Origin of the sequence: Brevundimonas sp. 1080 (assembly GCF_040545985.1) — a bacterium.
Taxonomy (GTDB): domain Bacteria; phylum Pseudomonadota; class Alphaproteobacteria; order Caulobacterales; family Caulobacteraceae; genus Brevundimonas.
Window position 1 is genome coordinate 1035745 of sequence record NZ_JBEPMW010000001.1, and the last position, 22786, is coordinate 1058530.

Consider the following 22786-nt stretch of genomic DNA (forward strand, 5'->3'; position numbering starts at 1 on the left):
GCCCGACCATGCTGATCCTTGCCCTGACATCCGCCCTGCTGCTGACGCCCGAGCCGACGGACCCGCGCGAGGTCGCACTGGAGGTGCGCACCGCCCGCTTTGAGCAGATCCTGGATGCTACAGTGGAGGCCATCGAAGCCGACATCGCCCTGCCCGTCCGGCTCGAGATGCGGCGTCAGGCAATCGCCCGGCGCATCGCCACCCTGAAGCCTGAGATCGACGCCTATGCTCGCGACATGACCGCCGGCTTCGCCGTCTTGGGCGAAGGCGAAACAGCCGAGCGCGCGGCTGAACTGCGCCAGTATGGCGAGGGGCTGACGCGGTATCTGGATGGACTGTCAAACGAGCTGACGCGTGGAGCCGAGGTCGAACTGGCGGGTGGTCGTCAGTGATCGGGACCGCCCTCTCTCGCCGTCACCTGCTGGGCGCAGGCATAGCGACACTGGCGGCCAGCACCCTGTCCCGACCGGTCAGGGCTCTGGCCCAAGCTGAGACGCTTTCGCCCGCCGCGATGCGCGAGGATTTGCGGCTGCTGCGTCGCGCCTATGAGACCTTGCATCCAGGCTTGCTGCGCTACAATACGCCAGAGCAGATCGCCGCCGGTTTCGACCGGCTGGAGGCGGACAGCGCGACGCCCCAGCCGCTGGAGGCCTTCTATCTGCGGCTGTCGCGGTTTCTGGCGGCGCTGCGGTGCGGGCATTCCTACGCCAACTTCTACAACCAGTCGCGGGGGGTGCAGACGCGGCTGTTCGAAACCCCTGACCGGCTGCCATTCCAGTTCCTTTGGCTGGGCGACCGCATGATCGTCACGGCCGATCCGACCGGAACGGGGATCGCGCCGGGTAGCGAAATCGTCCGGCTGAACGGACGTCCCGTAGGCGAGGTTCTGGCCGGGCTGATGGCCGTGGCCCGCGCCGACGGCGGCAATGACGGCAAGCGGCGTCAGCTGATGTCGGTCCAGGGGCAGGACGGCTATGAGAGTTTCGACGTCTTCTACCCCCTGGTGTTCGGCTCGCGTGCCCGCCATGCGCTGGAGGTGGTCGGAGCAGACGGTCGCACGCGCCGAACTGAGGTGGAGGCCATCTCCTTGGAAGCAAGACGGGCCCAGCGGCCGCCGGTGATCGAGGCCGCCGACGACACCCCCGCCTGGACGATGGAGGGGCGAGGTCCGACGGCGGTGCTGACCATGCCGGGCTGGGGCCTGTACAACAGCGATTGGGATTGGGCGGGCTGGCTGAATGCCCGGATGGACGCGCTGGTGGCCGAGGGCGTTCAGCGGCTTGTCATCGATATTCGGGCCAATGAGGGCGGGCTGGACTGCGGCGACGTGCTGGCGGCGCGATTGATCGACCGGCCCATCGTGCCGGACACGGCGCGGCGGCTGGTGCGCTATCGCCGCATCCCTGACGACCTGCGTCCCGCGCTGGATACCTGGGATCGCAGCTTCGACGACTGGGGCGACGACGCCCAGCCCTATGATGATCGTTTCCTGTGCCTGGCCCGAAGCGCCGACGAAGGCGGTGTGATCGAGCCCAAGGGGCCACGTTTCACTGGCGAGGTCCGCGTCTTGATCGGGCCGCAAAACAGTTCGGCCACCTTCGGCTTCGCGCAAATGGTCCAGCGCGAGCGGCTGGGCGCGCTGGTGGGCGAGACCACAGGCGGCAATCGGCGCGGCATCAACGGCGGCGCCTTCTACTTCCTGCGGCTACCCGCCACCGGCCTTGAAGTCGACCTGCCGCTGATCGGTACATTCCCGCAACAGCCCCAGCCGGATACAGGCATTCAGCCGGACATCACCATCCCGCGCACGGCCGAGGCGATCGCAAGAGGGCGCGATCCGGTGATGGAGGCGGCGCTGGCCTGATCTAGCCGACGGGTTCGCGTCAGACCAGGCTTGGAAAATGGCGGGACCAGCCTCCGACGTGGCGTCATCTCACGGGAATCACTGAGCCGCTCGATCACCTGCTCTGATAGGGACCCAAAACGGCCTTCACCGTCATATCTTCAGTGGCGTCATCCAGCACGAAGACGCGAAAGCTGTCGCCGCCCTCATTGACGCGGATGACCACGTGGCCCTGAGTGCTCTTTGCCGTCTCGGCTATGCCGTAGGTCGTGGTGGCGGTCGCCGGCGAGACATTGGTGACGAAGATGTCGCGTTGTCCTGGCCAGACCCGTTGCGAGGTCATTCGTTTCCAGGTGTTCACCGACGGATGCCCATCGGCCCGAGACCCGATGACGATCACCCGGGGACGAAGCGCCGCCAGAAATGGAATACTGTTGGAATCCCAGCTGCCATGATGGTTGGCCTTCATGGCGTCGACCGGTCCAGTAGCCTGGCCGACCAAGGGCTCCACATTCCCCCAGGCAGGCGGGGTGGCCGCTGTCTCCTCATTGATCGAAGACAGGTCGCCGCCAGTGAAATAGTCGAACGGACCGTAGCTGACGCGAAACGCGATGCTGAACTTGTTCTCGTCCGGCTGGTCGTCTTCAGGCCAGGTCTCAGAGGCAGGGAACAAAGCGCGCGTAGCCGCGCCCTGTCCGGTCCAGAGCACCCCGTTTGCGTATAGGTTCCGGATCTGGAATTGGGGATAGGTGTGGGCGTCGTGCACCAGGATCAGTTGATCAGCGCGCCCGGGCTGGAATCGCTCCACCTGAAGATGATTGTGTTCGGTCTGCCAAGCCAAGAAGGTGCGGTAGTTGGTCATCGTGCGGTCCGAAATCGGCCTCGGATAGTCGTAGTCAGGCCAAGCGCGGTCGATCACCTTTGCGATCGGCAGATGCTCTGCGACTTCCGTGATGCCGCTCAGCCGATAGGCGCCATTGGCCGCCCACGGCGAGCTATCCACGATCGCGCCCATGTGGTCGCCGTGGAAGTGGCTAATCAAGGCATAATCGATTCCCGGTGCGGACGGGGGCAGGACGCGCTGCAGATAGCGCGCCACCCATTCACCCGGAGCGCGCGAACTGTCAGGCCGTGTAGGCAGCGAGAAGGGCGGCCGTTCCACGGTCTTGCCACTCATGTCGACGAGAAGGCTGGTGCCATCAGGCAGGATCAGCAGCTGGGCCTCCCCTCGTCCCGTATTGATGTGATGAATGTCCATCTCGCCCTTCCGCCATGGGCTCAGCGGTGCGCCGATAGCGGGATCGATGCTTTGCGCCCAGGCGGGGACGGCGAAGCCCACGACAAGAGCGGCGACGGCTAAAACGGGTCTGAGTGTCATCTTGGCCTCGAAGGTCGCTCGATCGCGCCTTGTTGCGGAGATTTGGGATTGGGGCGTCGACGCCCGCACGACCGGCGGTCGAGATCAGAAGCGAGCGCGGAAACCGACGGTGGCCTTCTGTCCGCTGTAGATATCGATTTGGCTATGGTGACCCTTTGATCCCGGCCAAATCTCGCTGTTGTCGTACCAAGTGCCGCGATGATTGCCGAAGATGTTGTTGGCGCTGAAATAGGCCTCCAGCCCCATGACACTGCCCCGGGTCTTTTTGATCAGCGTGTAGCTGCCCGAGATATTCACCTCGAGATAGGGAATGAAGGGTTGGGACTGGGTGATGACGCCTTGGGGCGTAGCGATGTTGCCGGTCTGGCCGCGGTCCTTCTCATTGGACCATACACTGTTCAGATTCAGCCGCGCCGGCCCTTGGCGCCAGCTCAAACCAAATTGTCGAACTTGGGTGGAGACGCGCTCCTGGACGACGTCAGGATCGCTGTAGAGCCACGACCCACGCACCGACAGACCCCGCAGCGGTCCAGGCAGATAATCCATGGCGTGGTTGAACTCGAGTTCGTAGCCATTGACGCCGACCTCTTGATCAGACCGGTTCGTGTAAGACTCGAAAGTGGCGTCGGCGTATTCCGTCCCCTCGTAACCGAACTCTTGGGCTGTAAAGCTGCGCGATATAATCCCATTCCTGATGCGGTTCCGATAGTAGTTGACCCCGAGCAGACCAACCGGTTCGAAATATTTAACGAGCCGAACCGAGACATTGTCCGAATATTCCGGCTTCAGTTCGGGGTTTGGGGCCGTAACCACGACGCCCTCTTCGGTAAAAGACGTCGACCAAACCCCCGCAAGCAAGCTGACGTCAGGTCTTTGAATGGTCCGGCTGTAACCGACGATGAAGTCGATATTGTTGTCGAACCGGTAGCGGACCGATGCACTTGGAAAAACGTCTGTATACCGCCCTTCCCTTTCAACCTTAGGGCGCGTCAGGTACTGATACTCTAGGCCGGCGATTGTGGTGGCCCGGCCAGTCGCGGCATTGACCGCATAACCCGCTCTGATGACCTCTGGCGCACTCAGAGGATCGAAATCGGCGCTTCGGCCTGTTGTTTCTTCAGCTCGCAAACCCGCCCGTAGCGTCAGGCGCTCCGTGAGTTCGGCCGTCGCCATCAGATAGGCGGCGCCGATGTCTTCCGCGTATTCGCGGGTATTGACGATGTTGGCGTTGTACCAGTTGCTTGCCGTGACCGCGTTGGTCCACTGGCCTGGGTTCGCCTGCATCATGTCGTAGATCTTCGTCAGGCTCGGCATATAGAGACCGTTCCCGGACAGGGTTCTGACCCTTATGCCGCTGTTGGCGAACGAGGCCTGATTGCTGCTTTGCACAGCCCGGAGGAATTCGGTGTTGGTCAGCGGGCCGCCGTAAATCCACTGAAGGGCTTCGCTGTTGTTGGCGTAATCGTAGGTGTTGCGGGCCAGTTTCACGCCCGTTTTCCAGGTCACAGGCAGTCGGTCGAACGTCGTATCGAACTCAAGATTGAGCCCTCCGCCCAGCATCTCGGCCTGGATTGAGGATCCAGAAGTGGTCCGGATTTGCGGTCGGTTGGAGCCATTGACCGTGCTGAGCGTGAAGCTGGCAGGATCGGCCCAGTCAGTACCGCTGACCTGTTGGATCTTCCAATCCTGATCGAGAAGGTTGCTGCGCGCCGCACTGAAGTTGCCACGCGCTTCCAAAGCGTTAAGCAACGTCGAAACCTGACCCCGAGCCGCTGAATCATACCGGCTGCTGGAGTCCGAATAGGCCGCATAGCCGTCCACGCGGAAGCGAGCGCCCGACCACTCGAAACTGGGAATGACGCTGGTGGTCTCGCCGACCTTGTAGGTGAAGGTGTTGGCCAGAGACAAAGTGGTCGATGTCGCGGCAGCATTGGTGGTGAAGTCGAGCGCAGGGTCGCCGCCGCCGCCGACACCCCGGGTGCGAGCCAGCGTCGTGAAGGTCGGCGTGAAGGTGCTGGGCTCGATGTCGCCGCGATTGTAGGTGCTGATCAGCGATAGGATCAGATTGTCAGCGGCCTTGAAGTCCAGTCCAAAAGTCGCGGACTTGCGATTGTATTCTCGGTCATAGAAGGCGCTGCCGATCGATGTCACAGCATAAGGCTGGGGACTGACAGCGGTAGGTATGTAGTTTCGACCCGCCGTGGTCTGGACGTGTTCGATCAGCGTGGTGGAGTCGCTGAGACCCGCCGTCACGCCCAAACGCCCGCCCAGAAAAACGTCGGCGTAGGTGATTTGGGCCATGGGGAGAAACTTGCGGTCGCCATAGCCGCCTTCCTGCCAACCCGTTTGATAATCATCCCAAAGGCCGGTGTGGGTCGAGGCGCCCAACTGCACAGTGATGCTGCGCCCGCGGCGATCGAAAGCCTTGCGCGTCCGGATGTCGATCGTCCCGGCGGGCGCGTTGGCGTCCATGTCAGCGCTGGTCGTCTTGGAAACGCTGATGGTGTCGATCCCCGTCAGCGCCAGCTGCTCGAAACTGTACTGGCGCGATGTTGGCGAGGTCGTGCTTGTATTCGCGTCAGCGCCAGCTAATGACCGGCCATTGACGGTGATGCCGGTGTACCGAGACGGCAAGCCTCTCAGGGAGATGTTGCGGGGCACATCGTCAGCCACGACGTCAAAATCCACGCCGGGCATATACTTCAGGAATTCGGCTGGATTGCCGTCGCCGATTTCGCCAAAGCTGTCTGCCGACAATGTGTTGACGATATTCATGGAGGCGCGCTGCTCCATGATGGCGCGCGCGTCGCCCTCTCGTGCTCCGACGACAACGACTTCGGCGACCTCGGTAGCGGAGAGATCGGAGGCCGCCGAAAGGGAACTGCGCAATTCAACGTCACTCCGCGCCACGCCTCCGGCAGGCACACGGACTACTGTGCGAGCAGGGACGTAACCTGTGTACTCAATCGTCAGCTCCACATCCCCTGCGGGAACGCCAACGACACGGTATTCGCCCCGTTCACCCGAGATGGCGACCTGGCGGCCGTCGATCTTCACGACCGCGTTGCGCAAATAGTCACGGGTGGCGGGATCCGAGACTGTCCCGGTCACCACGCCCACCGCCGATGCTCTGACCGAGCGCAAGGTGATGAGTGAGCCTGTATCGGCCGCAATCCGCAAAGGGGAGCCTGCGATAAGTCGCTCCATCGCATCACGCACCTTCAGTTCGCCTATGATGGCGGGTGTGCGCACGCCTTCCAAATCGCGCGCGGACGCGACAACCTGGATCCGCGCCTGCCGGGCGAACTCGGGAATGGCCGTCACGGCCGGTTGTGCAGGAATGCTGAAGTCGCGAGTTTGCGCTTGTGCCTGCTCAAACGCGCAGACGACAAATACGGCTGAGCCGCAGGCGAGAAGAGCCTTGTGAGACATTATGATCTTTCCCCGAGCCGCTGAGAGGCGACCTATGATCGGGGAGAGGTTTGGGCGGATCGGGTTCCGCCATCCGTCATGAAACTTTTATGCGCGAGCCTGCGGCAGGCCGACCACTACGCGAGTTCGCTCCACCCTTATCGGGGCGCCAAAGAGATCGGCGACGGCTCGGCTGAAACCAACCGGATCATTGGCGGAAAAAAGGCCTGACACGGGTTCGCGCGCCAGCGTCGGATCGGCGATCAATATCCGCAAGTTGCTGTAGCGCTGAAAAGCTGAAGCCGCCTGTTCCAGACTTTCGCCCTCGAATGCGATCTTGCCCTCGCGCCAAGCCAACTCTCTGTTGATTACGGTCGGAGAGACATGACGCGGCAAGGAGTCTCGGCGCCCGTCTCTTCCGCTCCCGAGGATGATCTGCGTGTCCGACCGCAACACATCGCGTCGGCCGATCTGGTCGTCGCCGATCTGGACAACACCCTGATGAACCAACAAGTCGATCGGCTCTTGTCCAAGCTTGCGAACCCGAAAACCACCGCCCTCTGCTGTTTCAATCTGGCGATGGCCAACTTCAACGACAAAGGGCCGGCCCTGATCGCCGAGGACGGTGAAGTCCGCCTCCCCTTCAAGTAACCGCACCAGACGCCTTGTTTTGCTATAGCTGACGGTCACGCGAGACGCTGTGTTCAAGACAACGGTGGACCCATCGGGCAGCGGAACTAGACGCATCTGTCCACGCTCGGTCGCGTAGGCCGTTGGCGCTGTGAGGGTGAATCCCACAGCCGCGACTGTGGCGCCGCAGGCCGCCGCTCCACCGCTCCATGCCATCAACTGGCGACGCGATAGGCTCTGTTGCACGGGAGGACGCCGTGTGGAGCTGGTGAATCGCCTTGGATCAAAATCTCGGCCGAGAGCCGAGGCCGCCTGGCTGCTCAGGCCTATGGCGCGAGCCCGCAACAGGGCGCCGGCATGGCGGGGATCCGCATGCAGCCACACGTCCAGCGCAGCTTGATCTTCGTCCGACAGCTGCCCCCGATCCTCCCGCGCGACCCAAGCCGCTGCGGCGTCGTCAATGGCCTGACTTGTGTCTCGTGCGACCATGGGGGACGCGTTTCTCCATCTTCAAATCTGTAGAGCGTTGGGACGCGCCTTTTCCGCCATCTGCGTACCAATCAATCAGAAAACGAACGCCTCGCGCGATGTGTTTTTCGACCGTGCTTTCCGACAGTCGCATCTGATGCGCAATCTCGCGTTGGGTATGACCGTGTACCCGGCGAAGGATGAAGGCTTGGCGCGTTTGGCCGGGCATGGCGGCGATCGCTTCAGCCAATCGCCGCAACTCGTCACGATCTATGAGCGACTGTTCAAGCGAAGCCGCCCCATCGATCGGATCGAACCCGTCCATTTCCTCGATCGCCTGGATCGATACCACCTTGGCTCTTCGAACGTGGCGCACGACGATCGAATGAGCCACCTGGAAAATGTAAGCGCGGGGGTTCTGTATGTCGCCCACGTGTTCGCGCGCGGCCAAAACGGTATAGGTTTCCTGGATTACGTCGTCGACATCGATGCCTGCGTAGCGTTTTCGCGCGAGCCAGCTCCGCAATCCGGGCTCGTGAGGCAAAACATGGCGGCAAAACCACCGCGTCTTCTCTTTGGTGAAAACGAACATTGCAGCCGATCCCCAGAAGCGGGACCGGTAGACGACGGTTTTTACGACGGCGTGACGGACGCGTGACGTCTTGCAAAGCGACACCGCGAAAGCTAGCCAACAGACGAGTGCGAAAAACGCTCCTCGGCTTCTGGGAAACTTCAGCTTCATCGAGCCAACGCTGGTCACCATCACTGTCTGCGGCTGCAATGCGCCAAGAGCGGACATTGCCGCCGCGGGGGGAAGCGGACCCTCTGTCGAGGGCCCGCTGAAGGACCGCTCCCGATCCTTAGGCGATGATGGCCGGGCCCGCTTTCGGGGTCAGCCATGGGTCACAGGTCGATTTGTTCTGACATTTCCAGAGCGTCGCCCACCTCGATGCCGAGGTACCTGACGATGCTCTCTAGCTTCCTGTGGCCGAGCAAGAGCTGACAGGCGCGAAGGTTGCCGGGCTTCTCGTAGACGAACGGCACCGGCCTTCCGGTCTTCTGCTGGATAGTGATCGACCGTTGTCGGAGCGCGCCGCCGGGAGCCACATCACTGACCCGGAGCCGAACCAGATCACAGGCTCGCAGCTTGGCATCCAGGGTGCAGTTGAACATCGCAAGGTCACGAATCTTCTTCGAGACCTTCAACTGCTGTCGATGGCCCAGATGTGCTTCGGCTTCAGCGGCGCTTTTGGGCCGATCAAACGGCCGGCGTTCCATGGGCGCTTCGGTTGCTTGAACAGGTCAGACTGGCGCATGGCCAACCTCCATTGAGGTCGCCTCCCTGTCCGTGGCCCAATCTACGCCATCTGCATCTTTCCCGAGGCGACAGAGGACCTTGATCTCAAACCGGAAAGCCGATTTTCGACGTGGCGCAAAGCTGAGGCTGATCCCAGTGGCCTGCGGAAGCGCATATGCATCAGGACGCCTTAATGGACCGACTGACCCTCGGCGGCGGCTGCGCGGGCGGCCTGCGTCTCCCGCCTGGGCGGTGAACCGAACATGCGGGCATATTCGCGACTGAACTGGGACACGCTCTCGTAGCCAACCGAGTGAGCGGCGGTGCCCGCCTTCTCTCCGTCCGTCAGCATGCGTCGGCGCGCTTCCAGGAGCCGCAGGTGCTTCTGATATTGAAGCGGCGCCATGGAGGTCATGGCCTTGAAGTGTTGGTGGAAGGCCGAGGGGCTCATGCCCGCCGTCCCTGCCAGTTGGGCGACGCTGAGCGGAGTTTCGAAGTGATCGCGCATATGGTGGATGGCGCGAACGATTTTCTGCGAAGGGCCGTCCGGCAGCACCATCCGGGAGATGTTTCGACCGGCCGGTCCGGTGAGCAGCCAGTAGGCGATCTCCCTCATCACACCCGGATAGAGAATCTCGACCGCATCCGGCTGGTCCGCGATCTCCAACAGTCGGATGAGGGATGATGTGATCCGATCGTCCAGGTCGGTGACGGTCATGCCGAAGTCCGAGGCCCCGCGCGCCGGTGTCTTCTCAAGACGAGACGCGACGTCGAACAGGATGTCGGGGTCCAGATTGAGCACGCATCCCGCGAAAGGCCGATCGGGCGACGCTAGGGCGATCTGGCTGAGCACGGGCGCCTCGATCGTCACGACCAGACATTGCATCTCGCCATAGGTGACCGTGGTATCGCCGACGAGCATTTCCTTGGCACCTTGGGCGACGACGCAGAGCGACGGTCGATAGCCCATGTGGCGCGGCGGCACGCCCGTATGCGTCCTCAAAACGCGAAATCCCGGCACCGGAGTTTCGAACGCGCCATCGACGATCCCCTGATCGTCCAGAAGGGCGCAGATGGCCGTCGTCAGCGGGTTCGACATTTCGGCGGCTCCTTCATGGACGATGGTGACACCGTAGTCGAGGCTGGTGCGGGTGCCAACACAGGCTGGAGGATCAGGCAAAAAACCTGCGGGTTTTGACATTCGCAAGATGAGGCTCGGGCGACAGGCTTGGGACGCTGACAGACCCCGGACTTAAGGACACCCGAAGCCATGACCCGTTGGACGACCCGTAACATTCCCCCCCAGAACGGGCGAACCGCCGTCGTGACCGGCGCCGGCGGCCTAGGGTTCGAAGACGCGCTTGAGTTGGCGAGGGCGGGGGCCGACGTAATCCTCGCCAGCCGCAACCCGGACAAGGGCGCGATTAGCGTCGACCGCATTCGGCGTGAGGTTCCTTCGGCCAAGATTCGGTTCGAAGCGCTGGACCTCGCGGACCTGAACTCCATCGATGGCTTCGCCAAGCGTCTGTCGGGCCAGTTGTCGAGGCTGGATATCCTCATCAACAACGCGGGGGTGATGCGGCCCGTACGCCGCATGGAGACCGCCGACGGCTTCGAGCTCCAGCTCGGCACAAATCATTTGGGGCATTTCGCGCTGACCGGAAAGCTGATGCCGCTTCTAAAGGCGTCCGGCGGGTCACGCGTGGTGACGCTGTCGAGTGTCGCTGCCCGTCAGGGTGCCATTGATTTCGACGACCTGCAGGCGAGCCACAAGGCCTACGACTCGATGGCGGTCTACGCCCAGTCAAAGCTGGCCTGCCTGATGTTCGCCCTGGAGCTCCAGCGACACAGCACGGCGCTGGGATGGGGCGTGACCAGCCTGGGTGCCCACCCGGGCGCATTGTCCAGCACCGAACTGCTGGACAATGCGCCCGGCGCAGGTCGTCGCGTTCCCCTGGTTTATCGCATTTTTCGGGCAGTGATGATGCAACCGCCTTCGCAGGGCGCTTTGCCGACCTTGTATGCGGCGACTGATCCTCGCGCGATGCCGGGCGGATACTACGGGCCGAACGGACTGGCCGAGACCCGGGGCCATCCCGCCGAGGCGCGCATTCCGCCAGCGGCGCTCGACGTCGACGCCGCAGCGCGCCTCTGGGCCGCGTCCGAAGAGCTCACCGGCGTGCGCTTCCTATGAGCGCGGCCAGTGCAGAGATCGTGCGGGGTCCCCGTGCCTGGGCCCTTTTGGTCGTCCTGACCCTTGTCAGCATCTTCAGCCAGATCGACCGAATCCTGCCCTACATCCTGGCGGAGTCCATCCGCACCGAACTGGGTCTGAGCGACACCGAGATCGGCCTGATCACCGGTCTGGCGTTCGCCGTGTGCTACACCTTGTTCTCCCTGCCCCTCGCGCGAGCGGCGGATCGCGGATCGCCAAGGCTCGTGCTCCTGGCCTGCCTGCTCGTGTGGAGCCTGATGACGGGCCTGGGCGGCCTGGCAGGGAGCTTCGTCGTCCTGGCCATGACCCGGTTGGGCGTCGCCTTTGGGGAAGCCGGCGGCACGCCGTCCGCCCATGCCCTGATCGCCCGCCGGATCGGACCGGACAGGCGCGGCCTCGCCATCGGCCTTCTCGCCATGGGCATTCCGCTGGGCACCATGATCGGCTTTATCGGCGGGGGCCTGATCGACGAGGCCTTCGGCTGGCGCGCAGCCTTCATCGGCGCCGGCGCTCTCGGCGTGACCGTGGCCCTGCTGGTTTGGCTGACGGCCGGTCCGACGCCGCCGCTGAGGCGTCCGGCCGAACAGACCGAGCCGTACGTGCGCTCGGCCCTACGCCTTCTGTCAGTGCCCGCCTTCCGTTGGCTGATGGTCGGAGCCCTGGCCGTGGGGTTCGCCACCGCGCCCTTCTATACCTTCACCGCCCCTTTCCTGATCCGCACGCACGGTCTGACGACGGCCCAGGTCGGCCTGTCCTTCGGCCTGCTGCAGGGCCTGACCGGCGTCATAGGCGCCCTGGTCGGCGGTCGAATGTTCGATCGCGGCGTGCGGCGAGGCGCCCGCCACCCTCTCCTGGCGCCGGCGGCCATGCTCGTCATGGGGGCCTTATCGACCACGGCGGCCCTGTTCGCCTCGGCCGGCTGGATGGCGATCGCCCTGTTCGTGCCCGCCATGCTCGGCTTCGCCTTCCTCCTGCCGTGGGTGTTCGGCGCGGGCCACCGGATCGCTGGCCCTGGCAAGGAGGCCCTCGCCTCCAGTCTCGGCCTGGTCGCGTCCGGACTGTTCGGGCCGGCCCTCGCTCCCGTCCTGGTCGGCCTCATCAGCGACAATGCGGCCGGTGTCGGTCTCGCGAATGGTCTGGCCCTGGGGCTGCTTATCGGTCCCGCATGCTCGGTCCTTACCGCGCTTGCGCTGATGGCGGCGGGCCGCCGCATGGGCCTCGCCTGATCACTCCCCTCTCGCTCATAAGGAGATTTCCATGTCCGACACCAACCGCCGCAGCCTGCTGGCGATCACCGCCGCGGGAGCCGCCGCCTTCACCGCCGGATCGGCCTTGTCCCAAAGCGCATCGACGTCGCCCCATCCCAGCTCCGGTGCCGGGCGGACAGCCCTGGTCACCGGTTCGTCTCGAGGAATCGGCGCCGCGACGGCCAAGCGCCTGGCGCGGGACGGGTTCGCCGTCACCGTCAACTATTTCACCAACCGCGAGCTCGCCGCCCAAGTCGTGCGCGAGATCGAAGCCGGCGGGGGGCGCGCCATCTATCGCCAGGCGGACGTTGCCGATCCGGCAGCGGTGCGCGCCCTGTTCGATGCGCATCAGGAGGCCTTCGGCGGCCTCGATGTCGTCGTCAACAACGCCGGCGCTATGAACGTCGCGCCGTTCGCACAGATGACCGACGATGCCTTCGACCGGATGATGGCCACCAACATCAAGGGCAGCTTCAATGTGCTGCGTGAAGCGGCCAACCGCACCCGGGACGGGGGGCGCATCATCAGCCTGAGCTCGAGCATCACCCTGCAAAGGCCTCCAGGCGCGGGTGCCTACGCCGCCAGCAAAGGCGCCCAGGACCTCTACACCAGCGCCCTCGCCAAGGAGCTCGTGGGCCGGAACATCTCGGTCAATGCGGTGGCGCCCGGCGCGGTGGACACCCAGCTGTTGCGCCAGCATGGCGATGCCGCCCTGGCCGGCATTCCCGCCATGACGCCGCATGGCCGGATCGGTCTGCCGGAAGACATCGCCTCGGTCATCGCAACTCTTTGCACGGAGGATGCGGCATGGATCCATGGCCAGGTCATCTTCGCGAACGGGGGGATCGGATGATCGCCGACGGCGCTTCGGCAGGCGGGCAGCGAATGAATTGAACAGGAACGAATAAATTGAGACGCGTAGTTTTCAAGAATCGAGCACTGGACGTCGTGGGCCATCTTCATCTGCCGCCGGACTTCGATGAGACCCGCCGTTATCCCACCCTCGTGCTTTCGACGCCGGGCAGCAGCGTCAAGGAACAGATCGGCGGGATCTACGCGTCCCGGCTCGCGGAGCACGGCTTCGTCGCCTTGACCTTCGACCCGACCTATCAGGGTGAAAGTGCCGGCGAGCCTCGGGATCTGGAAAGCCCCGCCGCCCGGACCCAGGACATCCACTCAGCCATCGACTTCCTTACCACACTGTCGTTCGTGGACGATGATCGACTAGGGATGCTCGGCATCTGCGCCGGCGGCGGCTATGCCATCCAGGCGGCCCTGACCGAGCGGCGCTTCAAGGCTCTCGGCACCGTCGTGGCGAGCGACCTCGGACGGGCCTTCCGGCGCATGGTGGACGTCGAGGAGACCTTGGAAGCCGTCGCACATCAGCGAACCGCCCAGGCACACGGCGAACCAGTGAGAAGGGACCCCTGGATCCCCGACAGCCTGAAGTACGCTGAAGAGGTAGGCGTCACAGACTCCGAGATTCTCGAAGCGATCGCCTTTTACCGCGAATCGGAGTTTCGACATCCGAACTCAACGAACCGCCTGCTCTTCACCAGCTACGGAGAGATACTCGGCTTCGACAGCTTCCATCTGGTCCCCGAACTCCTGACCCTTCCGCTGCAGGTAATCGTAGGGGGCCGCAGAGGGGCCACAGGCCAGTACGAAGCCGGCGTCCTGCTCCACGACCTTTCGCCCGCGACGGACAAAGCGATCTTCGTTGTCGAGGGCGCCGGTCACTACGATCTCTATTACAAGGCGGAACCGGTTGCAGTCGCTATCGGGCAGCTGGCTGATTTCTTCAGTCGCACACTGAGTAGTCGATGAGGGCCGCTATGCGCCAGTAGCGGTCATTGGGTGAGTGACAGAAGCACGACATTGAGTGTGCGTTCCGAAGTTCGCCACGCGGCGCTATCCGGGCCTGACTCTATTGGAGGCAGCCGACCGAGCCGACGAAGACGGCGGCGAACGCATCGCCCCGACCACCGTCAACACCTACTTCCAAAATCTCGCCGCCGTGTTCAACTGGGCCGTAGGAGAGGAACTTGTGGACCGGAACCTACCCATTATTCGTCCGGCTTTCCGCGATCTGACGGCATAGCTCAGACCCGACATTCCGGAAGTCAGCTAAGAGTCAAGGCCAGACGTAGCTGGAGCGCTGACGCCTAACCTTGTTGGCGATGGCGCTCGAACGCGATCTCCACACGGTCGCGACTCCACATTCGCCGGCCTGCGTGTCAGGGTTCGGTTGGGAGGACAGACTGATGGCGATAAGCAAGACTCTCATCAGATCACGCGCCGGCGTTCGACTCCAACACATCGAACATTTGGCCCGCCAGCAGGTTGCCCAATCATCCTGGCGGCTGTCGGCACTGCGCCAGAACCAACCACGTTCATTTGCCGATCAGACGGAAGCGGAGGACACCTTCGACATGGAGGTCATCGCTTCGCTGACCGATCCCATCATCATAGACATGCAGCGTCGCGGACTGATCGACTGAGATGGCGGCCAAGCTGAAGGTCTTCACCTGGTCCGACGGTTTCCATGCCTTTACCGTCGCCACCACCTCGCGAACCAAGGCGTTGGAGGCCTGGGGCTCAAAGCAGGATTTGTTCGCAACCGGCCTAGCCAGCCAACTTTCCGGCGGACCGGATTACGAGGCTGCCATGGTCTCTCCGGGCGAGGTCATCGAGCGGGGCCTCGCGATCGATGTCGGCAAGATCGACAAGGCCAAATCCGCCAAACCTCCGGGACAATCCAAGACGAGGGCCGCCAGGATCGAAAAGCTGAAGACGGCGCTGGCCGATCTGGATGAACGCCATCAGGCGGTAAGGACTGATTTCGAAGAACAACAGGCCGCGCTAAGCCAGGCGCGTCAGGAGGCGGAGGCGACCTATGAGGCGGACCGTAAATCCTTGGCTGCCGATCTGAAAAAGGCCAGGGCCTGATGTGCAACCTGTACCGCCAGCGCTCGGGTCCCCAGGCCATACTGGACGTAGCGAACGCCATGCAGTCGACCGTCGGCAACCTCGCGCCGGGTGATGTCTATCCCGACTACCCCGCGCCGATTGTGCGTTGGGAGGGCGCAGAGCGCATTCTGGCTTCGGCGCGCTGGGGCATGCCGTCGTCCAAAAAGATGATCTTCGACAATGCGACGAGGCGCGCCGACAAGCTGCGCGCCAAGGGCGGCGAGGTGGACTTTCAGAAAATCCTGGAGTTCGAGCCCGACAGCGGCACGACCAACGTTCGCAACACCAGCTCCAGCCATTGGCGCCCGCATCTGTCGCCAGCGTCGCGCTGTCTGGTCCCCTTCACGGCCTTCAGCGAACCAGGTCGGGACGCCGCCGGCAAATACCGACCCGTCTGGTTCAAGCTCGCCGGGGATGATCCCGAGCCCCTCGCCTTCTTCGCCGGCATTCACCTTCAGGCCCACACAAGCGTGCGCAAGATCAAGACCGGCATGGAGACGATCGACGTTTTCGCCTTCCTGACGACCGAACCCAACGCGGAGGTCGGCGCGGTTCACCCCAAGGCCATGCCGGTGATCCTGACACAGCCCGACGAGATCGAGGCCTGGATGACGGCGCCGTGGGAGACGGCCAAGGCGCTTCAGCGCCCGCTGCCCGACGGCGCTCTGTCAGGTATCGACGCCTGAACCGCGTAAAAATCCGGCAGTTGTTTAGAGACGATCCGGTCCCGTCCTCGCGGTCGATACAAGGTCTGCGGTCAACGGATCAGGCGACAGGTGCCAGCGCGCCAACGCCGCCTCAAACACAGTCGGATCGGCCGCCACGGCGGCGAACAGGGTCATCGATGAGCGGAACTTGAGATCGTCGGGCGATCCGAACAGCTGATGCAATGAGGCCGCCGGCGCCGTGGTCGCGGTCAGGGCGGCGCGGGCAAGCCGCTCCCCTAGAACCGAATGAGTTAGGTAAGATTCCGCCTCCTCGAGCGATCCAATGCCATAGAAGGCGGCCGTCGAAGACCGTCCCAGAGACCGGGCCTGGGGGAAGACGAACCACATCCAGTGGCTTGTCTTGCGACCCGCCGCGAGCTCAGCCATCGCCGTCTCGAACACAGGGTCTTGAGCCACGACGAAACGGTCGAGTGCTGTCGTCATTCGCCTGTCTCGCCCAGACTGGCGAACCAGTCCGCATAGGGGGTGTTTCTCACCATGTGGCGATTAAGATCCGGCGAGCCGTCGGTCCACCACACAGGGCCCCGCTCGCCCAGTCCCACCTTGGCCTTGTCGACGCTGCGCCTCGCTGCCGCCAGAGCATTCGTATCCTCAGCCGCCAGGGCGGTCCGCACCGCCCGGCGCGCCGACATCAGATCATGCACCAGATCGTCCCTCGCCTCTGCCGACAGAGCAGGATTGGAGCACCGCCACAGCCGGCCTCGCACCACGAAGTACCGGCCGTCGGGGGTCGTGGGATATCGGAGGGGCTGCGTCATCGTCGAGCTAACGCGCAGCGGGCCGGATGGGCGCCGCCCACAGGGCGATCCACAGCGCCCCTGCGATCCGGCTTGACTCTCGCACGCTCGAATAAGAACAAACACGGAACATTCAGCTCGCAGTCGGTTTCAGGAGAATATGTCCGCCGCCCCCCCATCCTTCCAGGCGCTCCGCGCGGAGATCGCACGCATCGAGGCGGGTCGACGTCCGCCTGGCGGCGTGCTGCCGTTCGGCCTGGCCGCGCTCGATCGTCGGCTGCCCGCCGGCGGCTTGGCGCTCGGCGCGCTGCATGAGGTGGCTGGCGGCGGCGACGGGGCCATTCACGGGGCCGTTGCCGCCTTGTTTGCGGCCGGTGTGGCAGCGCGCACCCACGGGCCGGTGCTCTGGTGTATGACCCGCCCGGACCTGTTCGCGCCGGCGCTGGAGCAGGCGGGGCTGTCCTCGAACCGGGTCATCTATGTGGAGGCCGGCGACGAGGCCGGATTGCTGGCCGCCTTCGAGGACGGCCTGCGTCACGGCGGCTTCGGCGCCGTCGTGGGCGAAGTGGCCCGCCTGTCCATGACGGCGTCCCGGCGGCTGCAGCTGGTCGCCGAGGACACGGGCTCTCTTGGTCTGGCCGTGCGACGATGGCGTCGTCAGGCCGAGGCGGCGGACTTCGGCCAGCCCACCGCCGCCGCCACCCGCTGGCGGGTCACCGCCCTGCCCTCCGCCCCCCTGCCCGTGCCCGGCGTCGGCCGCCCGCGCTGGTTTGTCGAACTGATCCGCTGCCGCGCCGGAGCCTGCGCGGATTTCGAACTGGAAGCCTGCGATGAGACGGGTCGTCTCGCTCTACCTCCCCACCTGGCCGACCGATCGGCTGCGACGCCGGCTTGGACCCGACGCGCCATCGCCTGATACGCCGATGGTCCTGATCGGGCGCCAGGGCCGCAAACGCGTGGTGCTGGCCGCCGACCCCGCCGCCCGCGCCCATCGTCTGCATCCCGGCATGGCCGCGACCCAGGCCCGAGCCCTCGTCGCCGATCTTGTCGTTCACTCCTTCGACCCCGCCGGGGATGCGGCCGCTCTGGACCAGCTCGCCCTCTGGGCGCTGCGCCGCTATGCGCCGATCGTCGCCGCCGACCCGCCGGACGGCTTGGTGCTCGACGTCACCGGGGCCGGTCACCGCTATGGCGGCGATGAGGGCCTGCTCGAGGATCTGATCGCCCAGACCGCCGCTGTTGGTCTGGACGCCCGAGCCGCCCTCGCTGACACCTGGGGCGCCGCGAATGCCTTGGCCCGCAACCTCGCCGAACCGACGATCATCGTCGCGCGCGGGGGGCCTGCCGTCCGTCACCTGCCCTTGCGAGCCTTGCGCCTGCCCGCCGACATGGTCGATGGCTTGGGGCGTCTGGGGATCGACACCATCGGCGAACTGGAGGCCAAGCCTCGCGCCCCATTGGCCCTGCGCTTCGGGCCGGAGCTGATCCGTCGCCTGGATCAGGCCTACGGCCGCGCCCATGAGCCGATCACCCCGATCGACGCCCCGGAGTTGATCCAGGTCCGACGGGTCTTCGCCGAGCCGATCGGCGCGCCCGAGACCCTGGCCCGCTACACGCTGAAACTGGTCGAAGCCCTGAGCGGTGCGCTCGAAGCTCAAGGGCTTGGCGCGTCCCGGCTCGACCTCCGGTTCGAACGGATCGACAACCGGACCGAAGCCATCCGCGTCGGCCTGGCGCGCCCCGTCCGCGATGTCGCGCGGCTCACACGCCTGCTGTGCGACAAGATCGAAACCGTCGATCCTGGTCTCGGCGTGGAGGCTATGGTCCTGGCGGCGCCGGTCGTCCTGCCGCTGGACTGGTCGCCGAACGCAGACGATCTGGGCGGTCCGGCGACGCCCGACATCGGCGATCTCGTCGATCTGCTCGCCAATCGTCTCGGCCCGCAGAACCTGTATCGACTGGCCCCCGCGCAGAGCGACGTCCCCGAACGCTCGATCCGCAAACTGCCGCCGACCGCGCCGCCGGTGCCGGAAACCTGGACGCGACGCTGGCCGCGCCCTTCGCGTTTGCTCGCCCGTCCTGAAGCCATCGAGGCTGTCGCGCTCCTGCCCGATCAGCCGCCGGTCGCCTTCAGCTGGCGCGGCGTTCGTCATCGCGTCACGCGCGCTGACGGTCCTGAGCGGATCTTCGGCGAATGGTGGCGACGCGACGGCGAACGCGATGCGGTGCGCGACTATTTCCAGCTTGAAGACGAGGCTGGGCACCGCTTCTGGGTCTTTCGACGCGGCGATGGCGAACAGCCTCAGACCGGCGATCTCAGCTGGTGGCTGCACGGGCTCTTCGGCTGACGCCTTTCGACCGGGGTCAATCTCGAGCGGTCCGCGCTGTCTAGGAATTGCTGACCGATCGTCCATTGCTGCCGCTTGTTGGTCGGACAACTAGCACGTCTGCATGGCTCTCCTCAGCAATACCGGTTTGACCAGGCCACTCTGACAAGCACGGGCAAGGCGAGGGATAGGCGGTAGCCGGTCGATACGACCTAATGCTCGTCAGGATCGCCATCGCGAAATCGCCACTTCATGATCAGGACGCACGCCGCCATGACCAGAGCAAAACTGTTTGACACCGTCACCGGCCAGGCCTGGGTCATGACGCCATAGACCACCCAGAGGATGAAACAGGTAACGGTGAGCGAATAGGTCTTAAGGCTGACCGAAGACGCGTCGCGCTCTTTCCAAATCTTGAGGGCTTGGGGCGCAAAGCTCGTAATCGAGCAGACCGCCGCCGCTGTACCCACGATATTGGCTGTCAGGTCGCTCATGGATAGGCAACGACGCCCCCTGGCTCACCGTTCCTGTGCGCGATAACGCACCTCTACAGTGGTAAAGCCGCGCTGGCATAGGACGTTTTCAATCCTGATTTCTGCCTCGTCCGGCGTCGGCCTGTCTTCCCGACAACGACACTCCGGGGGGCCGCAAAAAGAAGGGTTGGCGTGCTGAACCGTTGCTCGCTCTTGGGGTTGACCCTCGGCAGGGAGCGTTGATCGCCATGACCATCGTCAATCCATTGGGCGTCGCCCCGATGCCTTCGTTCACCAACGCGGCCGCCCTTGCTGGCATCGCGCTGTTCGATCCGGACGGGCACAATCCGGGCAATCTGCACGATCAGGCGTCCAGAGCGATGTTGGTCTCTCGCCTGGCGCGCCTTCTGCGGCTCCCGATCATTGATGTGGTTGAAGACGCGGAAGACGTCGGACCCGACGTCTTGCTGGTGCCTCGCGACACCCTGATCGGAGAAGACATGACCTCGCGCACGGTCTTCACCGCTGGCAATCTGTTGGGCGGCCGCGTTCCACACCGCTTCATCGCCACCAAGGCGATCACCCACGGCCTGATCGATCGGTCCGCGACCTGCCCGGCCGGCTGGTCCAACACCATGGCCGACCGTCTGGGCGATGCGGCTCTGGAAGGCTACACCGCCTTCTGCGTCGCCGACGCGATCGAAGCTGGTCGGCGCCTCCTCGAGACCGGGCCTGTCCGCGTCAAGGATGTTCTGGCCAAGGCAGGGCTGGGCCAGACGGTCGTCGAAACGCCTGAGGCGCTCGTCGCCGTCATCGCCGATCAGGACGAAGCGCAAATCGCCGCCTTCGGCGTCGTCCTTGAGGAAAACCTGCTCGGCGTGGAAACCTACAGCGTTGGAACCCTGTCGGTCGGCGGACTGCGCATCAGCTATGTCGGCGATCAGCGGGAAACGACGGATCACAAGGGACGCGAGGTGTACGGCGGTTCACGACTGAGGTGCGTCAGGGGCGATCTCGATCGATTGACCCACCTCGGACTGACCCCCGAGGCGGTGGAAGCGGTGCGTTGCGCCGCCGTGTTCGACGACGCCGCCCAGCGCGCCTATCCGGACCTGGTCCTGACCCGCCGGAACTACGATGTCCTCGCCGGCAAAGATGCACGCGGGCGAAGGCGTGTGGGCGTGCTGGAGCAGTCCTGGCGGGTCGGCGGCGCGACGGGCGCCGAGATCGCCGCCCTTGAGGCCTTCGTGGCGTCGCCAGCGCTGACCTCCGTCGAAACCGCCACGGTCGAAGTGTACGGCCTCGCCGATGTCGGACCGGAGGACGTCGTCTATTTCCGGGGTGAGGACCCCAAGGTCGGGCCGATGACGAAATATGTGACGAGGACAGCGTGATTGAACCTGACGACGTCGAGGAAGGGCGGGTCCGACTGTCTGTCGACGGACAGAAGCTGACCGGCACGCTTCTGACGCCCGAAGCCCCTGTGCCGGGCTTTCTGTTTGTTCACGGCTGGGGCGGCGATCAGGAAGAGGATCTGGGCCTGGCCGAGGATCTCGCACGACTGGGCTGCATCTGTTTCACCTTCGACCTTCGAGGCCATGCCGAAAGCGATGCGAGCCGAGACGAGGTCACCCGGCAGAACGGCCTGGACGACGTCACCGCAGCCTATGACTATTTGGCGTCCCAGCCGCTGATCGATCCCGGTGCGATCGGCGTGATCGGCACGAGCTACGGAGGCTATTTGTCGGCTCTGCTGACGAGCATACGAGACGTGCGCTGGTTGGCGCTACGTGTCCCGGCGCTTTATCCGGACGCCCACTGGGACGTGCCCAAGGCCAAGCTCGATAAAGACGCGGTGCGCGCCTACAGACAGCAACTGCGAACGCCGCAGGAAGACAAGGCGCTCTCGGCCTGCGCCGCGTTCGAGGGCGACGTTCTCATCGTGCAGTCTGGCAAGGACGATCGCATTCCGCCCGAAGTTATCGCCTCCTATCAGGCCGCCTTCAAGGACGCCAACTCGTTCAGCCACAGGATCATCGCCGAGGCGACTCATGCGATGCGCGATCCCGCCCATCAGCGCCTTTACGCCACCCTGCTGATCAACTGGGTCGAGGAAATGGTGCGGGCGAGCCGCCGGTCTTATCGGTGAGCCTGTCGCCAGCGCTCAGGGCCCAGCGCAGACGCACGTACCGAGGCCGCCCTAGCCGCTACGCCGCCTTCGTCTCTGGAACGCCGCGCGTCGCGCCTCGTTGATGGCATAGGCAAACGGAGACCCGCCATGATCGACCTCTCGAACATCAAAGAGCATATGGAAGTGATTGGCGCCGACGGCGTCCATCTCGGCACCGTCGATAAGGTTGAAGGCGATCGCATCAAGCTCACCAAGGCCGACAGCGGATCGCACAGCGATCACCATCATTACCTTTCTGGCGGCCTTATCGCCGAGGTCGAGGGCAATCAGGTGCGCCTATCCGCAAACGCCGACAACGCCGCTCTGCTCGAGGAAGAAGAGGCCGGCGAGGCGATCGCCGACCTTAAATAGTGTCGGCGATTCGGGATAATGATGCCGTCGCCGCACAGCTGCTGGCCATCCGCGAGCAGCTGACAACCGAAGTGTGGTCAACCGCCGGAGCCGCCGCGGCGTCCGGCGACCACGAGCGCATCCGTGATCTGGTGAAGCTGAAGGTCGATATCGAAGCCATCGACTTCGCCCTCGGACACCTGCCGGCGGGCAGACCTGAGGGAGACGAGAGATGATCGACCTGAACATCGCCAGCGCCGATACTTTGGACGGGATTGAGATGTTGCGCGGCCACGGGTTCGAAATCGTTCGCTATCGGGAGGAAAGAGGTCGTTTCACCAGCCTTCGCCAGCTCGATGAGGTACCGGGTTTGAGCGGCAAGACTGACGGCGTTGAAGCGCACGTTTCGGTCAAAGCCACGAGCTCAGCGACCCAGCCAACTTCGCATTAACAGTCCGATGCGTGGGTCGCCTGATCAAGATCGCTTCCTCACTAGAGAAGACGGACACTGAACTGCGTCGGCTTGTTGAGTTCCATTCGT

At 64.2% G+C, this 22786-nt stretch carries 25 protein-coding genes and 1 pseudogene; 17 read left to right on the forward strand and 9 right to left on the reverse strand.

Going from position 1 to position 22786, the window contains the following annotated elements; all coding sequences use genetic code 11:
- Positions 1 to 8 precede the first annotated feature (8 nt).
- Both ABIC32_RS05240 and ABIC32_RS05245 read left to right on the forward strand, forming a co-directional pair.
- Positions 9 to 392, forward strand: a complete 384-nt coding sequence (locus tag ABIC32_RS05240; protein WP_354072827.1) for a hypothetical protein — start codon at positions 9 to 11, stop codon at positions 390 to 392.
- Complete coding sequence (locus ABIC32_RS05245; RefSeq protein ID WP_354072829.1) at positions 389 to 1864, forward strand: S41 family peptidase; 1476 nt, start codon at positions 389 to 391, stop codon at positions 1862 to 1864. Before ABIC32_RS05240 ends, ABIC32_RS05245 begins: the two co-directional genes overlap by 4 nt.
- Positions 1865 to 1958: 94 nt before the next feature.
- Here the strand turns inward: ABIC32_RS05245 and ABIC32_RS05250 are convergent, their stop codons facing one another.
- The 6 genes and pseudogenes from ABIC32_RS05250 to ABIC32_RS05275 form a co-directional block, all read right to left on the reverse strand.
- Complete coding sequence (locus tag ABIC32_RS05250; protein WP_354072831.1) at positions 1959 to 3221, reverse strand: ComEC/Rec2 family competence protein; 1263 nt, start codon at positions 3219 to 3221, stop codon at positions 1959 to 1961.
- Between the two features lie 84 nt (positions 3222 to 3305).
- Entirely contained in the window at positions 3306 to 6653 is a 3348-nt protein-coding gene (locus ABIC32_RS05255) for a TonB-dependent receptor domain-containing protein (RefSeq protein WP_354072833.1), read from the reverse strand.
- 87 nt (positions 6654 to 6740) lie between these two features.
- Positions 6741 to 7751 (reverse strand): FecR family protein, encoded by a 1011-nt coding sequence (locus ABIC32_RS05260; protein WP_354072835.1) that lies wholly within the window; start codon positions 7749 to 7751, stop codon positions 6741 to 6743.
- Positions 7720 to 8529, reverse strand: coding sequence for a sigma-70 family RNA polymerase sigma factor (locus tag ABIC32_RS05265; RefSeq protein WP_354072837.1), 810 nt, complete (start codon positions 8527 to 8529; stop codon positions 7720 to 7722). Before ABIC32_RS05265 ends, ABIC32_RS05260 begins: the two co-directional genes overlap by 32 nt.
- Before the next feature lie 104 nt (positions 8530 to 8633).
- Positions 8634 to 9046, reverse strand: a pseudogene (locus tag ABIC32_RS05270) (site-specific integrase).
- A 171-nt stretch (positions 9047 to 9217) separates the two neighbouring features.
- Positions 9218 to 10126, reverse strand: coding sequence for an AraC family transcriptional regulator (locus ABIC32_RS05275; RefSeq protein ID WP_354072839.1), 909 nt, complete (start codon positions 10124 to 10126; stop codon positions 9218 to 9220).
- Between the two features lie 225 nt (positions 10127 to 10351).
- Between ABIC32_RS05275 and ABIC32_RS05280 the strand changes: the two genes are divergently transcribed.
- The 8 genes from ABIC32_RS05280 (at position 10352) to ABIC32_RS05315 (ending at position 16145) form a co-directional block, all read left to right on the forward strand.
- Complete coding sequence (locus ABIC32_RS05280) at positions 10352 to 11221, forward strand: SDR family oxidoreductase (protein WP_354072841.1); 870 nt, start codon at positions 10352 to 10354, stop codon at positions 11219 to 11221.
- A complete protein-coding gene (locus ABIC32_RS05285) occupies positions 11218 to 12468 on the forward strand; it encodes an MFS transporter (protein ID WP_354072843.1) in 1251 nt (416 codons plus the stop codon). Before ABIC32_RS05280 ends, ABIC32_RS05285 begins: the two co-directional genes overlap by 4 nt.
- Positions 12469 to 12499: 31 nt before the next feature.
- Entirely contained in the window at positions 12500 to 13342 is an 843-nt protein-coding gene (locus ABIC32_RS05290) for an SDR family oxidoreductase (RefSeq protein ID WP_354072845.1), read from the forward strand.
- 95 nt (positions 13343 to 13437) lie between these two features.
- Positions 13438 to 14316 (forward strand): alpha/beta hydrolase, encoded by an 879-nt coding sequence (locus ABIC32_RS05295; RefSeq protein WP_354072847.1) that lies wholly within the window; start codon positions 13438 to 13440, stop codon positions 14314 to 14316.
- Between the two features lie 55 nt (positions 14317 to 14371).
- Entirely contained in the window at positions 14372 to 14590 is a 219-nt protein-coding gene (locus ABIC32_RS05300) for a hypothetical protein (RefSeq protein ID WP_354072849.1), read from the forward strand.
- 163 nt (positions 14591 to 14753) lie between these two features.
- The gene (locus tag ABIC32_RS05305; RefSeq protein WP_354072851.1) at positions 14754 to 14990 is read left to right on the forward strand and encodes a hypothetical protein; all 237 of its coding nucleotides are present in this window, start codon (positions 14754 to 14756) and stop codon (positions 14988 to 14990) included.
- 1 nt (position 14991) lies between these two features.
- Positions 14992 to 15438: a hypothetical protein gene (locus ABIC32_RS05310; protein ID WP_354072853.1), complete on the forward strand. Its 447-nt coding sequence runs from the start codon at positions 14992 to 14994 to the stop codon at positions 15436 to 15438.
- Positions 15438 to 16145 (forward strand): SOS response-associated peptidase, encoded by a 708-nt coding sequence (locus ABIC32_RS05315; RefSeq protein WP_354072855.1) that lies wholly within the window; start codon positions 15438 to 15440, stop codon positions 16143 to 16145. The genes ABIC32_RS05310 and ABIC32_RS05315 overlap by 1 nt, the downstream gene beginning before the upstream one ends.
- Positions 16146 to 16169: 24 nt before the next feature.
- On the opposite strand, the gene ABIC32_RS05320 is transcribed toward ABIC32_RS05315, so the two are convergent.
- Positions 16170 to 16610: a DUF1810 domain-containing protein gene (locus ABIC32_RS05320; RefSeq protein WP_354072857.1), complete on the reverse strand. Its 441-nt coding sequence runs from the start codon at positions 16608 to 16610 to the stop codon at positions 16170 to 16172.
- The gene (locus ABIC32_RS05325; RefSeq protein ID WP_354072859.1) at positions 16607 to 16945 is read right to left on the reverse strand and encodes a hypothetical protein; all 339 of its coding nucleotides are present in this window, start codon (positions 16943 to 16945) and stop codon (positions 16607 to 16609) included. Before ABIC32_RS05325 ends, ABIC32_RS05320 begins: the two co-directional genes overlap by 4 nt.
- A 139-nt stretch (positions 16946 to 17084) precedes the next feature.
- Here ABIC32_RS05325 and ABIC32_RS05330 point away from each other — a divergent pair, with 139 nt between their 5' ends.
- Positions 17085 to 17840: an ImuA family protein gene (locus ABIC32_RS05330; protein ID WP_354072861.1), complete on the forward strand. Its 756-nt coding sequence runs from the start codon at positions 17085 to 17087 to the stop codon at positions 17838 to 17840.
- A 7-nt stretch (positions 17841 to 17847) separates the two neighbouring features.
- Positions 17848 to 19272, forward strand: a complete 1425-nt coding sequence (locus ABIC32_RS05335; RefSeq protein WP_354072863.1) for a Y-family DNA polymerase — start codon at positions 17848 to 17850, stop codon at positions 19270 to 19272.
- Positions 19273 to 19463: 191 nt separating this feature from the next.
- On the opposite strand, the gene ABIC32_RS05340 is transcribed toward ABIC32_RS05335, so the two are convergent.
- Complete coding sequence (locus ABIC32_RS05340) at positions 19464 to 19745, reverse strand: SemiSWEET family sugar transporter (RefSeq protein WP_055753660.1); 282 nt, start codon at positions 19743 to 19745, stop codon at positions 19464 to 19466.
- A gap of 227 nt (positions 19746 to 19972) precedes the next feature.
- On the opposite strand from ABIC32_RS05340, the gene ABIC32_RS05345 reads away from it, so the two are divergent.
- The 5 genes from ABIC32_RS05345 (at position 19973) to ABIC32_RS05365 (ending at position 22696) form a co-directional block, all read left to right on the forward strand.
- On the forward strand, positions 19973 to 21118 hold the full coding sequence (locus tag ABIC32_RS05345; RefSeq protein ID WP_354072865.1) for a DUF3182 family protein: 1146 nt from the start codon (positions 19973 to 19975) through the stop codon (positions 21116 to 21118).
- Positions 21115 to 21873 (forward strand): alpha/beta hydrolase family protein, encoded by a 759-nt coding sequence (locus tag ABIC32_RS05350; RefSeq protein ID WP_295241432.1) that lies wholly within the window; start codon positions 21115 to 21117, stop codon positions 21871 to 21873. Before ABIC32_RS05345 ends, ABIC32_RS05350 begins: the two co-directional genes overlap by 4 nt.
- A gap of 129 nt (positions 21874 to 22002) precedes the next feature.
- Positions 22003 to 22266: a DUF2171 domain-containing protein gene (locus ABIC32_RS05355; RefSeq protein ID WP_295192244.1), complete on the forward strand. Its 264-nt coding sequence runs from the start codon at positions 22003 to 22005 to the stop codon at positions 22264 to 22266.
- Entirely contained in the window at positions 22266 to 22481 is a 216-nt protein-coding gene (locus ABIC32_RS05360) for a hypothetical protein (protein WP_174086732.1), read from the forward strand. The genes ABIC32_RS05355 and ABIC32_RS05360 overlap by 1 nt, the downstream gene beginning before the upstream one ends.
- Positions 22478 to 22696, forward strand: a complete 219-nt coding sequence (locus tag ABIC32_RS05365; RefSeq protein WP_354072868.1) for a ComEA family DNA-binding protein — start codon at positions 22478 to 22480, stop codon at positions 22694 to 22696. Before ABIC32_RS05360 ends, ABIC32_RS05365 begins: the two co-directional genes overlap by 4 nt.
- Positions 22697 to 22786: the final 90 nt, after the last annotated feature.

Coding starts and splice junctions, on each gene's coding strand:
- ABIC32_RS05305 (WP_354072851.1), top strand. CDS start 14,754: ATGGCGATAAGCAAGACTCTCATCAGATCACGCGCCGGCGTTCGACTC.
- ABIC32_RS05320 (WP_354072857.1), bottom strand. CDS start 16,610: ATGACGACAGCACTCGACCGTTTCGTCGTGGCTCAAGACCCTGTGTTC.
- ABIC32_RS05265 (WP_354072837.1), bottom strand. CDS start 8,529: ATGTCCGCTCTTGGCGCATTGCAGCCGCAGACAGTGATGGTGACCAGC.
- ABIC32_RS05330 (WP_354072861.1), top strand. CDS start 17,085: ATGTCCGCCGCCCCCCCATCCTTCCAGGCGCTCCGCGCGGAGATCGCA.
- ABIC32_RS05335 (WP_354072863.1), top strand. CDS start 17,848: ATGGTCCTGATCGGGCGCCAGGGCCGCAAACGCGTGGTGCTGGCCGCC.
- ABIC32_RS05340 (WP_055753660.1), bottom strand. CDS start 19,745: ATGAGCGACCTGACAGCCAATATCGTGGGTACAGCGGCGGCGGTCTGC.
- ABIC32_RS05315 (WP_354072855.1), top strand. CDS start 15,438: ATGTGCAACCTGTACCGCCAGCGCTCGGGTCCCCAGGCCATACTGGAC.
- ABIC32_RS05285 (WP_354072843.1), top strand. CDS start 11,218: ATGAGCGCGGCCAGTGCAGAGATCGTGCGGGGTCCCCGTGCCTGGGCC.
- ABIC32_RS05310 (WP_354072853.1), top strand. CDS start 14,992: ATGGCGGCCAAGCTGAAGGTCTTCACCTGGTCCGACGGTTTCCATGCC.
- ABIC32_RS05355 (WP_295192244.1), top strand. CDS start 22,003: ATGATCGACCTCTCGAACATCAAAGAGCATATGGAAGTGATTGGCGCC.
- ABIC32_RS05290 (WP_354072845.1), top strand. CDS start 12,500: ATGTCCGACACCAACCGCCGCAGCCTGCTGGCGATCACCGCCGCGGGA.
- ABIC32_RS05260 (WP_354072835.1), bottom strand. CDS start 7,751: ATGGTCGCACGAGACACAAGTCAGGCCATTGACGACGCCGCAGCGGCT.
- ABIC32_RS05325 (WP_354072859.1), bottom strand. CDS start 16,945: ATGACGCAGCCCCTCCGATATCCCACGACCCCCGACGGCCGGTACTTC.
- ABIC32_RS05240 (WP_354072827.1), top strand. CDS start 9: ATGCTGATCCTTGCCCTGACATCCGCCCTGCTGCTGACGCCCGAGCCG.
- ABIC32_RS05255 (WP_354072833.1), bottom strand. CDS start 6,653: ATGTCTCACAAGGCTCTTCTCGCCTGCGGCTCAGCCGTATTTGTCGTC.
- ABIC32_RS05345 (WP_354072865.1), top strand. CDS start 19,973: ATGACCATCGTCAATCCATTGGGCGTCGCCCCGATGCCTTCGTTCACC.
- ABIC32_RS05250 (WP_354072831.1), bottom strand. CDS start 3,221: ATGACACTCAGACCCGTTTTAGCCGTCGCCGCTCTTGTCGTGGGCTTC.
- ABIC32_RS05275 (WP_354072839.1), bottom strand. CDS start 10,126: ATGTCGAACCCGCTGACGACGGCCATCTGCGCCCTTCTGGACGATCAG.
- ABIC32_RS05365 (WP_354072868.1), top strand. CDS start 22,478: ATGATCGACCTGAACATCGCCAGCGCCGATACTTTGGACGGGATTGAG.